Raw genomic sequence first — 14,396 nt, 5'->3', positions numbered from 1 at the left:
GCCATGGGGCAGATCACCGCGCGCGGCGTGCCCGCAGCGCCGTGACGCGGAGCCGCCGGCCGTGGAACGGCGGGGCGCTCTTGCGATCTGCCGGGCGGCCCGATGACCACCCCGGCCCCGTCAGGGCTTCGGGCTGCTATTTTATTGATAGCTATATGTGCTTATGCGATAAGCGCTAGAGCCTCAAAAGGCCTGAGGTCGGTCGACTTTGCCGGGTGGTTGTCCCTGCGCCGGGGGGGAGTGCGCAGGGTGTGACGCGGTCGGGGCGTCGCCCCTCAGACGAACATGCCACCCGATGCCTCGATGCGCTGCGCATTCACCCAGCCGGTGCCGGGCTGCAGCAGCGCCGCGATCACGCCGCCGATGTCATCCGGCAGGCCTGCGCGGCCCAGCGCCGTGTGTCCGGCGATGAAGGCGTTGAGCTGCGCGTTGTCGCGCACGGCGCCGCCGCCGAAGTCCGTTTCGATCGCGCCTGGCGCCACCACGTTCACCGCGATGCCGCGCACGCCCAGCTCCTTGGCCAGGTAGCGCGTCAGCACCTCCACCCCGCCCTTCATCGTTGCGTAGGCCGCGTAGCCCGGCAGCGCGAAGCGCGCCAGGCCCGAGGACACGTTCAGGATGCGTCCGCCGTCGTTCATCAGCGGCAGGAGCTTTTGCGTCAGGAAGAACACCCCCTTGAGGTGGATGTTGACCATGTCGTCGAACTGTTCCTCGGTCGTTTCCATGAAGGAGGTATGCACGCCCACCCCCGCGTTGTTCACCAGGTAGTCGAAGCGTTCGCGCTGCCAATGCTGGGCGAGCGCGCCGCGCACCTGGTCTGTAAAGGCAGCAAAGCTGCGGTGGTGCGCCACGTCCAGCGGCAGCGCCACGGCGCGGCGGCCCAGGGCCTCGATCTCCGAGACCACGGCCTGCGCCTCGGCGGCCTGGCTGCGGTAGGTGAGGATCACGTCGGTGCCGGCGCGCGCCACATGCATCGCTGCGTGACGGCCCAGGCCGCGGCTGGCGCCGGTGATCAGGGCGATGGGAGGCTGTGCGGTGCCAGGGGTGGGGTGATCAGAAGATGCGGAGGCGGGAGTTGCGGTGTGCGCCATGGCGAAGTCCATTCGAGAGGGTGGAGGAAAGAAGCGACGGAATGCAGTCTATTAATCGGAACGCAGCCCATAAATCCCGCAAAATCAATCAGATCGTTCACTCCAGCCGAACAATGAACCCTTTCGACCGCATGCAGATCTTTGCCCGCGTCGCCGAACTGGCCAGCTTCACGCAGGCCGCCGAGGCGCTGGGCATTCCCAAGGGGAGTGCCTCCACTGCCGTGCAGCAGCTGGAGTCGCAGCTCGGCACCCGCCTGCTGCACCGCACCACGCGGCGCGTGCAGCTCACGCAGGATGGGCAGGCCTATTACGAGCGCTGCAAGGATCTGCTGGCCGATGTGGACGAGCTGCAGTCCATGTTCCAGCACGCCGACGGCGCCGGGGGGCTGCGCGGGCGCGTGCGCATCGACATGTCCACCGGCATGGCCCGCAACGTGGTCGTTCCGCGCCTGCCCGAGCTGCTGGCGTGCCACCCCGCGCTGGAGCTGGAACTGAGCAGCACCGAGCGCCGCGTGGACGTGGTGCGCGAGGGTTTCGATTGCGTGCTGCGCACCGGCGCGGTGGTGGACAGCAGCCTCATCGCTCGCCCGCTGGGCCTGGCGCGGCTCGTCAACTGCGTGAGCCCGGCCTACCTGCGCGCCCACGGCACGCCGCACTCGCTGGCCGACCTGCCCGGCCACCGGCTGGTGCACTTCGTGAACACGCTGGGCGCGAGGTCTGCGGGCTTCGAGGCGCTGGTGGACGGAACGCTGGCGTCAACGCCCATGCCCGGCGCGCTCACCGTCAACAACGCCGAGGCGTACATGGCCGGCTGCCTCGCGGGCCTGGGCATCATCCAGGTGCCGCGCCTGGGCGTGGTGGACCTGCTGGCGCGCGGCGAATTGGTGGAGGTGCTGCCGCAATACGCTGCCCCGCCGATGCCGCTCACGCTGATGTATGCCAACCGCCGCAACCTGCCGCGGCGTGTGCGGACGGTGATGGATTGGTTGGCGGAGGTGGTGGGTGCGCACCTGACGCAGGACGCTTAGGCCGTGCAGGATCGCCATCCCTGAGGCGCGAGCGACCGCCCCAGCCCGCCTCGCACGGCCGTTGTTCCCGCTCGACCTGGCTGGGCCGCCTCTCGTGCGCGCCAAGCGGCGGGGGCTCAAACGCCCAGGTACAGCCGCCGCGCGGCGGCATCGGCGGCGAGGTCGGTCATCGGCGCCGCATGCACGACTTGCCCTTTCTCCAGCACATAAGCCCGATCGGCCACAGCCTCGGCAAACGGCAGGTTCTGTTCGCACAGCAGGATGCCGATGCCCTGGCTCTTCAGCTGCAGGATGGTCTGCGCCATCTGCTCCACGATGATCGGCGCCACGCCTTCCGACGGCTCGTCCAGCAACACCACCAGCGGCTGGCCCATCAGCGTGCGGGCCACGGTCAGCATCTGCTGCTCACCGCCGCTCATGCGGCCGCCGGGGCGCTGGGGCATCTCGCCCAGGTTGGGAAACAGGGTGAAGAGCCGTGCGGGCGTCCACAGCGGGGCGGCAGCACCATCGGGCCAGCGGCGTGCGGGCTGGCGGCCCACCTCCAGGTTTTCCAGCACGGTCAGGTCGGTGAAGATGCGGCGCTCTTCCGGGACGTAGCCCAGGCCCAGGCGCGCGATCTGGTGCGGCGCCAGGCGCGCCACATCGCTGCCCATGAACCGCACGGCGCCCTCGCGGCGCTGCACCAGCGCAGCGATGCTCTTCAGGGTGGTGGACTTGCCTGCCCCGTTGCGGCCCATCAGCGCCACGACTTCACCGCGCCCCACTTCCAGGCTGAGGCCGAAGAGGATCTGCGCGGCGCCGTACCAGGCTTTCAGGGCCTCGATCTGCAGCAGCGGCGCATCGCCGCGCAGAGGGATCGCTGCGTTCATGGCATGGCTCCTTCGGCGGCAGGTTTGTGCACGCCGATGCGGCCGGTGCCGAGGTAGGCCGCCTGCACCTGCGGGTTGCCCTGGATGGCCGAGGGCGGGCCTTCGGCCAGGATGCGCCCGCGCACCAGCACCATCACGCGGTCGGCATGCTGGAAAACCACGTCCATGCTGTGCTCGGTGAACAGCACGCCCATGCGGCGCTCCAGCGCCAGCTCGCGCGTGAGGGCCATCAGCGCCAGGCGCTCGGCCGGCGCCATGCCGGCGGTGGGCTCGTCCATCAGCAGGAGGCGCGGCGCGTGGGCCAGCGCCATGGCCAGTTCCACGCGCTTGACGTCGCCGTAGGCCAGCTCGCTGCAGGGGCGCGCGGCCTGGGCGTGCATGCCCACGCGCTCCAGCAGGGCCAGCGCGTCCGCCACGCGGTGCGTGTGGGCCGGCCGCCAGCCGTCGAACACGCGCCGGTCGGCCGCCAGCAGCGCCATCTGCAGGTTCTGCACCACGGTGAGCGAGGCGAAGGTCTCCGCGATCTGGAAGGTGCGGCCCACGCCCCGGCGCCAGATGGCGCGCGGCGGCAGGCCCGCGATGCTGCGGCCGTCGAGCAGGATCGACCCCGCATCGGGCCTGAGCTGCCCGCCCACCAGGTTGAAGGTGGTCGATTTGCCCGCGCCGTTGGGGCCGATCAGCGCCAGCAGCTCGCCCGGCGCGATGGAAAAGCCCACGCCGTCCACCGCCCGCACGCCGCCGAAGGCCTTGGCCAGGCCGCTCACCTGCAGCAGGCTCATGGCCGCGCCTCCGGCTTTGCTTTGTTTTTCATAGCAATCAGCCCGCGTAGCGATTGGGCAAAGCCCGCAATCCCTTGCGGGAACAGCAGCACCAGCACCAGCATGGTCGCGCCCAGCACGGCGCGCCAGTAATCGGTGTGGCGGGCGATGGTGTCGTGCAGCCAGGTGAAGGCCGCCGCGCCCGCCAGCGGGCCGGCCAGCGACTGCACGCCGCCCAGCAGCACCATCACCAGCCCATCGACCGACTGGCCGACCGACACCACCCCAGGCGAGGCCCCGCCTTTGGACAGTGCGTAGAGCGCCCCGGCCAGCCCGGCGGCCATGCCCGCCGCCACGAAGCCCGCCCAGCGCAGCCGGTGCACGTCGATGCCGATGGCATCCGCCCGCAGCGCCGAATCGCGCGCCGCGCGCAGCGCCAGCCCGAAGGGCGACTGCAGCAGCCGGCGCAGCGCCCAGATGCCGCCGGCCACGCAGGCCAGTACCAGCCAGTAGAAGGCGGGGCCCTCGGCCAGCCAGCCCTGGGGCCATACGCCGGTGATGCCGTTGCTGCCGCCGGTCACCGCATCCCACTGGAAGGCGATGGCCCAGGTGATCTGCGCGAAGGCCAGCGTCAGCATCGCCAGATATACGCCCGAGAGGCGCACGCAGAACCAGCCATAGGCCAGCGCGAAGGCGCCGCCCGCCAGCGGCGCGAGCGCCAGCGCGGCTGGCACGGGCAGGCCCGCCGTGCGCACCAACAGGGCCACCGCATACGCGCCCACGCCGAAATACGCCGCATGGCCGAAGGAATGCAGGCCCGCCGGCCCCATCAGCGCATGCAGGCTGGCGGCGAAGAGCGCGGCGATCAGCATGTCCTGCACCAGCACCGTGGCATAGGGCCAGGCGCCGGCCGCCACCGGCAGCAGCGCCAGCGCCGCCACGCCGGCCACTGCGCCCCAGCGGGCCCCGCGGCTGGCCGGGCGCGGCGGGGCCTCGGCCGGGGCGGCCAGGCGCGGCACGGCCTGCGGCCGGCCCAGCAGGCCCCAGGGCCGCCAGACCAGCACGGCGGCCATCACCAGGAATTCGACCACCAGCGTGAGGCGCGGGAAGGCGATGGCGACGCCCGCCACCTCCACCACGCCCAGCCAGATGCACACCGCCTTCAGTTCCGCAATCAGCAGCGCCGCCACGAAGGCGCCGGGCAGCGAGCCCATGCCGCCCACCACCACCACCACGAAGGCGGCGCCGATGGTGGCCATGTCCATTTCCAGATTCGCCGGCTCGCGCGGCAGCTGCAGCGCGCCGCCCAGGCCGGCCAGCAGCGCGCCCAGCGCGAACACGGCGGTGAAGAGCCAGGCCTGGTTGACGCCCAGTGCGCCGACCATTTCGCGGTCCTGCGTGGCGGCGCGCACCAGCGTGCCCCAGCGCGTGCGGTGCAGCAGCAGCCAGAGCAGGGCCAGCACCAGCGGCCCGACGCAGATCAGGAACAGGTCGTAGGCCGGGAACTGCCGGCCCAGCAGCGGCACCGCGCCTTCCAGCCCCGGCGCGCGCGGGCCGAACAGCTCTTCGGGGCCCCAGGCCCAGAGCACGGCGTCCTTGATGACCAGCACCAGCGCGAAGGTGGCCAGCAGCTGGAAGAGTTCGGGCGCGCGGTAGATGCGGCGCAACAGCGCCACCTCCACCAGCGCGCCCAGCAGCCCCACGGCCAGCGGCGCCAGCAGCAGCGCGGGCCAGAAGCCGATGCTGGGCGCCAGGCGATCGACCAGCGAATAGGCCGCGTAGAGGCCCAGCATGGTGAACGAGCCATGCGCGAAGTTGACGATGCGCGTCACGCCGAAGATGAGCGACAGGCCCACCGCCACCAGAAAGAGGGTGGAAGCGCCCGCCAGCCCGTTCAGCAGCTGCAGCAGCAGGCCGGAGAGATCCATGCGCGTGAGGGACGGACAGCGCCGGTCAGTTCGCGGCGGCGGGCCGCAGCTGGCGCACCTGTGCGTCGGAGGGCTGGTACTTGGCGCCGTCCAGGTAGCGGAAGTCCACCATCACGCCCTTGCCGCCCTCGTTCTTCGTCGTGCCGACGAAGGCGCCCATGGTGGACTGATGGTCTTGCGCGCGGTAGGTGATGGGGCCGAAGGGCGTGTTCACCTGCAGGCCGCGGAACGCGGCGATCAGGCGCTCGGTGTCGGCCGAACCGGCGCGCTGCAGGCCGGCGGCCAGCGAGAGCACGGCGTTGTAGCCCACCACCGATCCGGCGCGGGGGTAGTCGCCGAAGCGCTTCTGGTAGGCCGCGAGGAAGGCCTTGTGCTCGGGCGTCTGAATGCCCTGCCACGGGTAGCCCGTGACGATCCAGCCATTGGGCGTCTCGCCCTTGAGGGTGTCCAGATACTCGGGCTCGCCCGAGAGCAGGCTCACCACGCCGCGGCCCTGGAACAGGCCCCGCGTGTTGCCTTCGCGCACGAACTTGGCCAGATCGGCGGCGAACAGCACGTTGAAGATCGCATCGGGCTTAGCGTCGGCCAGGGCCTGCACCACGCTGCCGGCATCCACCTTGCCCAGCGGCGTGGCCTGCTCGGCGACGAACTCCACGTCGGGCTGGGCGGCCTTCATCAGCGTCTTGAAGGTGGCCACGGCCGACTGGCCGTATTCGTAGTTGGGATAGACGATGGCCCAGCGCTTCTTGCGTAGCTGCACCGCCTCAGGCACCAGCATGGCCACCTGCATGTAGGTGGAGGGCCGCAGGCGGAAGGTGTAGCGGTTGCCGTTCTCCCACACGATCTTGTCGGTGAGCGGCTCGGCCGCGAGGAAGAACACCTTCTTCTGCCGCGCGAAGTCGGTCAGCGCCAGACCCACGTGCGAGAGGAAGCTGCCCATGAGCACGTCCACCTTCTCGCGGGCCAGCAGTTCCTCGGCCGCGCGCACGGCGTCGCCCGGGTTGCCGTTGTCGTCCCGCGTGACCAGCTCCAGCTTCTTGCCCTGCACGCCGCCGCCGGCGTTGATCTGCTCCAGCGCCAGCTCCATCCCCTTCTTGTAGGGCTCCAGGAAGGCCGGCTGGGCCTTGTAGCTGTTGATCTCGCCGATCTTGTACGCGCTTTGCGCCTGGGCGCGGGCGGCGGGCAGCAGGGCGGACGAGGCGATTGCGGCCAGCAGGGCGGCCAGGAGGGGGCGGCGGGTCGAAGGCATGGTGTGAGGTCTTAGGTCCAAGATGGCATGAGCTTCAGCGGAAATGGAATGTACCCGCCCCGCCGGTTTGCCCGACAATGCTGGGGTTTGCCCGCACGGCAGGGGGCAGCTTCAGGAACGGCGGAGGCCGCGCCCACGGTGCGTGGCCCTTCGATCCCTTCCGGCCACCGGCCCTGCCCCGATACGGGTCCGCCGCCGCCCCTGATCTTCCCGATCTCCTCTTTCTACCCGGATACAGCCATTCCATGAGCGCTTTTCTCGAAGAACGCGTCCTGACCGTTCACCACTGGACCGACCGCCTGTTCTCCTTCACCACCACGCGGGACCCGGCCCTGCGTTTCTCCAACGGCCACTTCACCATGATCGGCCTGAAGGTGGACGGCAAGCCCCTGCTGCGCGCCTACTCCATCGCCAGCCCCAACTACGAGGAACACCTCGAGTTCCTGTCGATCAAGGTGCCCGAAGGCCCGCTGACCTCGCGCCTGCAGAACATCCAGGTGGGCGACACCATCATCGTCGGCAAGAAGCCCACCGGCACGCTGCTGATCGACTACCTGCTGCCGGGCAAGAACCTGTATCTGATCGGCACCGGCACGGGCCTGGCCCCCTGGCTGGCCGTGGCCCGCGACCCCGAGACCTACGAGCGCTTCGACAAGGTCGTGGTGGTGCACGGCGTGCGCCAGGTCGAAGAGCTGGCCTACCAGCAGCTGTTCGAGAAGGATCTCGCCGAGCATGAATTCCTGGGCGAGATCCTCAAGGACAAGCTGGTCTATTACCCCACCGTCACGCGCGAGCCTTTCCGCAACCAGGGCCGCATCACCGACCTGATCGAAGACGGCACCTTCCCCGCCAACATCGGCCTGCCTCCGCTGGACCCGGCCAACGACCGCGTGATGCTCTGCGGCAGTCCCGCCATGCTGGCCGACCTGAAGGAGATGCTGGAAAAGCGCGGCTTCAACGAAGGCAACACCAGCACGCCGGGCGACTTCGTCGTCGAGCGCGCCTTCGTGGAGAAGTAAGCCCTCCCCAAACCCGCACGGCACGCGCGGCAGGCAGCCTTCTGCCGCGCAGCCGCACAAGCAAAGAAAAAGGCCGGCCCGGAATCGCTTCCGGGCCGGCCTTTTGCGTTGCCTGCCGCCACCCGGGCGGCTTCGGCGGGTCAGTAGGTGTTGTTCACCACGCGCATTGGCTGGTTGTTGCCGTAGTAGCCGGCATCGCCGCCACCCTGATAGACCTGGAAGGAGCTGCCATCCACGCGCACCGGCGTGCCCTGGGCCACCGGCTGCGAACGGGTGAAGGTGCGGATCGAGCCGTCATCCATGCGCACGCGGACCTGGTAGGCCGTGGTGGTGCGGGTGCGCTGCTCCACCGTGTGGCCCAGATAGCCGCCGCCCAATGCGCCGATCAAGGTGGCTGCCGTGCGGCCATTGCCCTTGCCCACCTGGTTGCCCAGCACGCCGCCGAGCACGCCGCCGGCGATCGCGCCGACGCCCGTCGCCGGCGCCGCTTCCTGCACGGCCTGCACCGATTCCACCCGCCCGCAGCTGGCGCACACGGGCGCGCGGGCCACCGGCTGGGCCGAGACGGGGCGGGAATATGAGGGCGATGCATAGCCGCCCTGAGCGTAGTCCTCGCGGCCGGAGCCGCTGCGGACGCGCGTTGCTCCTTGATGGATAGCGGCCTGCGGGCGCTGTGCCTGGGCTGCGGGCGCATTCTGTGCAGGCGTTGGAGCCGCCTGGGCGACCCGGGTGTCGGCGGCGGCCGGTGCGGCAAGCGCAGCCACCGGCTGGGCCGCAGCGGCATCGCGGTGGGTTTGCTGCACGATCAGCGTGGCGCCCAGGGCGAGCACGCTGGCGCCCAGTGCGCCGATGGCCGCCCACATCCATTTGGCCGATGCGCCGCCCGTGCCGGTGGCGCCGGGCGTGGACGAAGAGGAAGCCGAATGGGGAGATTGAACGATCAGACTCATGATGAAGTCCTCCTTGGAGTTGTCGCCGCAGCGTACCGCCAGGGGTGCTTTACAAGCCGGGTCTATTTGTAACCGCCGTAAGAGCGCGTGGCGGCTCTGTAAGCCAACGCCTCGGCTTAGCGGCCCATGTCGCACGCAGGCCACATCGCCCGTGCGGCCGTGTGGGGGCCGGCCCTCCGTTCAGGCGGTGCGGGCCTTTTCCGCAGCGTCGCGCTCGGGCTGGTGCTTTTGCAGACCTGCGTGCTTGGCGTACTCGTCGCGCGTTTCCTGCAGCGCGCGCGCACAGGCGGCGGCGAAGAGCAGCACCGCAGATGAGAAGAAGATCCACATCAGCAGCACCACCAGCGAGCCCGCGGCGCCATAGGCCGAGACCACGGCCGCCGTCGAGAGATAGAACGCCAGCAGCTGCTTGCCCACCGTGAACAGGATGGCGCCCACCACCGCGCCGAACACCAGGCAGGTCATCGACGGCTTGGGGCCTCCGCCGATGCGCATCAGCCCGACGAAGAGGCCCACCGCGATGCCGAAGGCCACCAGTTCGTTGACCACCAGCAGCAGCGTGCCTGCGCCTTCGGGCAGCGTGCCGGTCGCCCAATGGCTCACCATGTTGATGCCGGTCGAGACCACCAGCGAGATGAGCAGCAGAAAGCCAATCGCCATCACATAGCCCAGGCCGCGCAGGCGCAGCGAGGCCATGCGCCACCAGGCGGCCTTGACCTGCGGCACCGGCTGCCCGCCCGTCCACAGGCGCTCCAGCGCGGACTGCAGCTCCACGAACACCCCGGTCGCGCCGGAGAGCAGCAGCACGAAGCCGAAGATCGACGCCAGCCGCCCTTCGGACGGCGCCTGGGCGCTGGCCAGCGCGGCGCGGATCACTTCCGCACCCCGGTCGCCCACCACGTGCTGCACCTGGGAGATCAGGTTGGTCTCCAGGTAGGACTTGTCGATCCACCAGCCCAGCACGCCCACCAGCAGCAGGAGCAGGGGGGCTAGGCTGAGCATGCCGTAGAACGACATGGCGGCGCTCATGCGCGGCCCGTCCACGTCCATCCACAGATTGGCGGCGCGAATCAACGGCGCCACGGGGCGCAGCAGGCACTGGGCGCGATCGGCCAGCCGGTCCTTGAGGGAGATGGTCATGCAGGGCATTGTCGCCCTGTCGTCGGGCAGCGACTGTCAGCAGATACCGATAGCACCAGCGCGGCGAACGTGCTTGCCCCGCCGCGCGTGCCAGGGGCTGGCGGCGTCCCGCGGGCCGTACACTCGACGGCTGTCACGACGCCCCATCCACCCGAGACAGACAGGAAAGAAAGAATGCACACGCGCTGCGCACTGGTCGGCATGCCAGGCTCCGGCAAATCGACCGTCGGCCGCCAGCTGGCCCGCCGGTTGGACGTGCCCTTTCTGGATCTGGACCATCGGCTGGAACAGGTGCTGGGCACCAGCATCCGCGCGTATTTCGAGCAGCACGGCGAAGACAGCTTTCGCGAGCGCGAGTCCGCCCTGCTGGCCGAAGTGGCCGCGCAGCCGGGCGACATGGTGCTGTCCACCGGCGGCGGCGTGGTGCTGCGGCCGGCCAACCGCGCTGTGCTGCGCGAATTCGGCCATGTGCTGTACCTGCGCGCCACGCCCGACGAGATCTTCAGGCGCGTGCGCCACGACAAGGCCCGCCCGCTGCTGCAGGTGGCCAACCCGCTGGAGCGCCTGCGCGAACTCCATGCCCAGCGGGACCCGCTCTACCGCGAGGCCGCCCAATTCACCATCGAAACCGGCCGGCCCACGGTGAGCACGCTGGTCAGCATGATCGTGATGCAGCTGGAAATGGCGGCCTGACCGGCCGGCGCCCGCTTCTTGCGGGCGGGCCGTGCGCCGCAGCGCTCCCCACTTTTCTTGCAGCGGCCGCCCTGGCCGCTCGTGCTGCGGCCGCCGATTTTTGGCGTGGCCCGCCCGCTCGCGGCCGAAGCGTGCCCCCATCAAACAAGGCCTGCAATGCAGGCCTGTTTCGCGTGGGCAAGAGGAGCGTCCTTACTTGGCGTGCTTGGCCGGGTGGGCGTGGTGGGCCGCGTTGCCCGGGTCGGTGGCCATGCTGCTGGCGAGCACCTTCTCGTAGGCCGACTTGGTCAGGTTGACCGCGCAGAACTCGTCCAGCTGGGGCTTGATCTTGTCGATGGAGTCTTCCTCGAACACCGCTTCCTTGTTGCCCTTCTTGGAGTGGCCCACCGCGTAGTAGATGAACTTGGGCTTGACCGTCTCGCTCAGCGCGACGTAGTCGGCGCAGGTCGTCTTGACGATGGGCTTGGCCGGTGCGGCGGCTGCCGGTGCAGGCGCCTGGGCCAGCGCGGCGGTGGCGGTTACGGCAGTCAGGGCCAGTGCGGTGAGGTAGGGAAGAACTCGCATGATGTCACTCCTGGGTATCGGTGGTGTTGGCGGAGCGCCGTCTGGTGCCCCGTGGCTTTGCCGCCTGCAGCCGTCGTGCGGTGCGCGAGGGGAGGATGACTCCCGGGGGTTGCGATCGACGGCTCTTCAGCGACGAGTCCATCGTAGGAGCCGTGACTTAGACGAGGCTTAGAGCGCGGAGGCGAGATCCACGACGGGGCGAGCGATGGCCGGGCCGACGCCCGTATTCAGCGCGGATGCCGTGGCCCTGCCCGATCGCCCGGGCCTTGTCGCGCGGGCATCCAGCGCACGAGGCTTCGCGCACGCAGCGTCCTGAGCAGGGGGTGAACGCAGCCCCGCACTCTGCCGCGGTTGCAGCGAGTGGGGCCAGCGGCAGCCGGTGAACGATCTCACGCCGCGGCGGAAATGTTCTGCGGTGTCTGAGCCCCGGGTCTTCCACTGCGGCGGGCCGCCTTCTCGCCATCGCCAGACCCGTACCTCCTCAGGGCCATTTCCAAGGCCATTTCTTGCAGCCCAGGGCCCCATGACGCGCACGGCTCAGGCCCGCGGAGGGGGTCGATACCCTCCAAAGCGCCCGCGGCGCACGGCCCGGCGCATATTCGCTGACAATGCCGGCCCTGCCGCGCACACACACAAGGGAATGCAGACATGGCCAATCGCCTGACACAGATCGCCACACGCACCGGCGACGACGGCACCACGGGGCTGGGCGACAACACCCGCGTCTCCAAGAACAGCCGGCGTCCGCATGCCATGGGCGATGTGGATGAACTCAATTCGCACATCGGCCTGCTGCTGTGCGAGCCACTACCCGATGCGGTGCGCGAGCTGCTGGTGAGCGTGCAGCACGAACTGTTCAACCTGGGGGGCGAGCTGTCGATCCCGGGCTTCGAGCTGCTCAAGGACGAGGCGCTCGCCCAGCTGGACGAGGCCCTCGCGCAGTACAACGCCACGTTGCCCCGGCTGCAGGAATTCATCCTGCCGGCCGGCACCCGCGCAGCTGCGCAGGCGCACGTCTGCCGCACGGTGGCGCGGCGGGCCGAACGCTCGGTGGTGGCGCTGGGCGCCGAAGAGCCGCTGCGCGATGCACCGTGCCGTTACCTGAACCGCCTGTCGGACCTGATGTTCGTGCTGGCCCGTGTGCTCAACCGCATGGACGGCGGCGACGACGTGTACTGGAAGAGCCAGCGCATGGCAGCGCAGCAGCCGCCGCAGGCATCGGAGGGCGCATAGACTACGCGCCCATGGAACTGAAGATCGTCATTTACTCGAAGTCCGCCTGCCCGCAGTGCGATTCTGCCAAGGTGCTGCTGAAGGCGCGCTCCATGCCCTTCGAGGAGATCCGGATCGACGACGAGGCAGAGCGCCTGGCCTTCTTCCAGAAGTGCGGCCCGTCCGTGCGCCAGATGCCTCAGGTCTTCATCAACGACCAGCGCGTGGGCGGCCTGGCCGGCCTGCAGGCCGCCCTGACCCAGCTGGGCCTGTGACGCTGCGCAGCGGAGCCGCCATGCGCCCACGCATCTATCTGGCAGGCCCCGACGTCTTCCATCCCGACGCGCCGGCACTGTTCGCGCGCCTGAAGGCGCAGTGCGCCGCGCTGGGCCTGGAAGGCATGGCCCCCACCGACACGCAGGTGGACACCCATGCGGCGCGCGGCTCGGACGATGCCCTGGCCCAGCGCATCTACGAAGGCAACATCGAGCTGCTGCGCCAGGCCGACGGCGTGGCCGCCAACCTGCAGGCCTTCCGCGGACTGGAGCCCGATTCGGGCACGGTGTTCGAGGTCGGCTACGCCATCGCGCTCGGCAAGCCGGTGGTGGCCTACCACGTCCCTGCCGACAGCTACGAGGCGCGCGTGAGCGCCGCCATCCCCTGCGTGCGGGGCGTCGATGGCATGGTGCGCGAGCGGGACGGCGGCATGATGGTCGAGGGGCTGGGCCAGCGGCTCAATCTCATGATCACGCGCTCCTGCGGTCTGGAAGCCTCGGCCCAGGACGCGCTCCGGCGCCTGGCCGGTCTGCTCCTGAAAAAATAGCTGCAGGCGCAGGTTTCGCCTGCGCTTGCGGCGGTTTTCTACCCTGGCTGATCGGCGGAGCCCAGTGGTTGGGCGGGAGCGTCCTGTGGTGCGGCATCCTCCGCTTCGGCCTGCGGCTTGCGCGCCCGCTCGCGCAGCACGCCGTTCACCTCCGCGCCGAAGATTAGCGTGGTCGCGCTTGCGTAGAGGAACACCAGCGTCGCCACCACCCCCGTGAAGCTGCCGTAGATCAACGCCAGCTTGCCCGCGCTGCGCAGGGTGTACGACAGCGTGGCGGCCGCTCCCACCCACAGCGCCGCGCCCACGATGGCGCCCGGCACCACCGTACGCAGCCGCTGGCGCAGGTCGGGCAGGCCGCCATAGAGCAGCGCATAGAGCACCGCCACCACGACGAAGGCCGTGCCGTAGCGCACGCTGTTGCGCAGCCAGGGCGCGTCGGGGTCGGCGCCCATCTGCTGCTCCAGCAATTGCCACACGTAGGGCATGACGATGACCGAGCTGAACGCCAGCAGTACCCCGCCGCCCACCACCACGGTGAACAGCGTGACCTTGATGCGCGCTTTCCAGAACGGCATGCCGCGCTCGATGCCGTAGGAACGGTTGAGTGCCGTGCGCACGGCCTGCATGCCCGAAGAGGCCGTCCACAGCGTGACCACCACGCCGATCGTGAGCAGTGCCTGGTTGCGCTGCGCCAGCACTTCCAGCACCACGGGCTGCAAGGCCTCGCGCACCACGGCGGGGGCGTAGTCCAGCACGCGCTGCACCAGCGCCGCCGCATCGCCAGGCTGGCCGATGTACCCGGCGCTGGCCGACAGCAGGATGAGCAGCGGGAACATCGCCAGCACGGTGGAAAACGCCATGCTGCCGGCCTGGTTGGCGCTCTGGTGCAACACGTAGTTGCGCACCGCCAGCGCGATCACCGGCAGGCCCGGAACGCCCCAGGCTGCATGGCGCACGCGCTGCACGAGACGGAGGGCCCAGGGGTTCATGGGCAAAGGGCTTCGCAGGCTGTCATGGGCGGATTTCCGGTTCGGTGAATGGGAGCAGGCAGGGACAGGCTAAGCGCACGCGA

15 protein-coding genes are annotated in these 14,396 nt (G+C 69.8%); 6 read left to right on the top strand and 9 right to left on the bottom strand.

Going from position 1 to position 14,396, the window contains the following annotated elements:
* Nucleotides 1–275: 275 nt before the first annotated feature.
* A complete protein-coding gene (locus tag AC3A84_RS12010) occupies nt 276–1,091 on the bottom strand; it encodes an SDR family NAD(P)-dependent oxidoreductase (protein WP_487969851.1) in 816 nt (271 codons plus the stop codon).
* Between the two features lie 113 nt (nt 1,092–1,204).
* Between AC3A84_RS12010 and AC3A84_RS12005 the strand changes: the two genes are divergently transcribed.
* Complete coding sequence (locus AC3A84_RS12005; RefSeq protein ID WP_487969850.1) at nt 1,205–2,119, top strand: LysR family transcriptional regulator; 915 nt, start codon at nt 1,205–1,207, stop codon at nt 2,117–2,119.
* Between the two features lie 116 nt (nt 2,120–2,235).
* On the opposite strand, the gene AC3A84_RS12000 is transcribed toward AC3A84_RS12005, so the two are convergent.
* Genes AC3A84_RS12000 through AC3A84_RS11985 form a run of 4 tightly spaced genes read right to left on the bottom strand, consistent with a single transcriptional unit; the run spans nt 2,236 to nt 6,923 of the window.
* Nucleotides 2,236–2,988 (bottom strand): ABC transporter ATP-binding protein, encoded by a 753-nt coding sequence (locus AC3A84_RS12000; protein WP_487969849.1) that lies wholly within the window; start codon nt 2,986–2,988, stop codon nt 2,236–2,238.
* Nucleotides 2,985–3,767, bottom strand: a complete 783-nt coding sequence (locus AC3A84_RS11995; protein ID WP_487969848.1) for an ABC transporter ATP-binding protein — start codon at nt 3,765–3,767, stop codon at nt 2,985–2,987. Before AC3A84_RS11995 ends, AC3A84_RS12000 begins: the two co-directional genes overlap by 4 nt.
* Complete coding sequence (locus AC3A84_RS11990) at nt 3,764–5,674, bottom strand: ABC transporter permease (protein ID WP_487969847.1); 1,911 nt, start codon at nt 5,672–5,674, stop codon at nt 3,764–3,766. The genes AC3A84_RS11995 and AC3A84_RS11990 overlap by 4 nt, the downstream gene beginning before the upstream one ends.
* A 25-nt stretch (nt 5,675–5,699) precedes the next feature.
* Nucleotides 5,700–6,923: an ABC transporter substrate-binding protein gene (locus AC3A84_RS11985; protein ID WP_487969846.1), complete on the bottom strand. Its 1,224-nt coding sequence runs from the start codon at nt 6,921–6,923 to the stop codon at nt 5,700–5,702.
* A gap of 245 nt (nt 6,924–7,168) precedes the next feature.
* On the opposite strand from AC3A84_RS11985, the gene AC3A84_RS11980 reads away from it, so the two are divergent.
* Nucleotides 7,169–7,942, top strand: a complete 774-nt coding sequence (locus tag AC3A84_RS11980; RefSeq protein ID WP_487969845.1) for a ferredoxin--NADP reductase — start codon at nt 7,169–7,171, stop codon at nt 7,940–7,942.
* Nucleotides 7,943–8,082: 140 nt separating this feature from the next.
* Here AC3A84_RS11980 and AC3A84_RS11975 read toward each other — a convergent pair whose 3' ends face one another.
* A complete protein-coding gene (locus AC3A84_RS11975; RefSeq protein ID WP_487969844.1) occupies nt 8,083–8,892 on the bottom strand; it encodes an outer membrane lipoprotein in 810 nt (269 codons plus the stop codon).
* Nucleotides 8,893–9,072: 180 nt separating this feature from the next.
* On the bottom strand, nt 9,073–10,041 hold the full coding sequence (locus AC3A84_RS11970) for a YihY/virulence factor BrkB family protein (protein ID WP_487969843.1): 969 nt from the start codon (nt 10,039–10,041) through the stop codon (nt 9,073–9,075).
* A 165-nt stretch (nt 10,042–10,206) separates the two neighbouring features.
* Between AC3A84_RS11970 and AC3A84_RS11965 the strand changes: the two genes are divergently transcribed.
* Nucleotides 10,207–10,725: a shikimate kinase gene (locus tag AC3A84_RS11965; protein WP_487969842.1), complete on the top strand. Its 519-nt coding sequence runs from the start codon at nt 10,207–10,209 to the stop codon at nt 10,723–10,725.
* Nucleotides 10,726–10,917: 192 nt separating this feature from the next.
* On the opposite strand, the gene AC3A84_RS11960 is transcribed toward AC3A84_RS11965, so the two are convergent.
* On the bottom strand, nt 10,918–11,289 hold the full coding sequence (locus AC3A84_RS11960; RefSeq protein WP_487969841.1) for an HdeA/HdeB family chaperone: 372 nt from the start codon (nt 11,287–11,289) through the stop codon (nt 10,918–10,920).
* A gap of 648 nt (nt 11,290–11,937) precedes the next feature.
* On the opposite strand from AC3A84_RS11960, the gene AC3A84_RS11955 reads away from it, so the two are divergent.
* The 3 genes from AC3A84_RS11955 to AC3A84_RS11945 are packed head-to-tail and all read left to right on the top strand — an operon-like array spanning nt 11,938 to nt 13,324.
* Nucleotides 11,938–12,522 (top strand): cob(I)yrinic acid a,c-diamide adenosyltransferase, encoded by a 585-nt coding sequence (locus AC3A84_RS11955; RefSeq protein ID WP_487969840.1) that lies wholly within the window; start codon nt 11,938–11,940, stop codon nt 12,520–12,522.
* Between the two features lie 11 nt (nt 12,523–12,533).
* Complete coding sequence (locus AC3A84_RS11950) at nt 12,534–12,776, top strand: glutaredoxin family protein (protein ID WP_487969839.1); 243 nt, start codon at nt 12,534–12,536, stop codon at nt 12,774–12,776.
* A 20-nt stretch (nt 12,777–12,796) separates the two neighbouring features.
* A complete protein-coding gene (locus tag AC3A84_RS11945; RefSeq protein WP_487969838.1) occupies nt 12,797–13,324 on the top strand; it encodes a nucleoside 2-deoxyribosyltransferase in 528 nt (175 codons plus the stop codon).
* Between the two features lie 38 nt (nt 13,325–13,362).
* On the opposite strand, the gene AC3A84_RS11940 is transcribed toward AC3A84_RS11945, so the two are convergent.
* Nucleotides 13,363–14,313, bottom strand: a complete 951-nt coding sequence (locus AC3A84_RS11940) for a YihY/virulence factor BrkB family protein (RefSeq protein ID WP_487969837.1) — start codon at nt 14,311–14,313, stop codon at nt 13,363–13,365.
* Between the last annotated feature and the right edge of the window lie 83 nt (nt 14,314–14,396).

This window comes from Paracidovorax sp., assembly GCF_057642795.1.
This window is presented reverse-complemented; position numbering and strand designations above follow the sequence as displayed.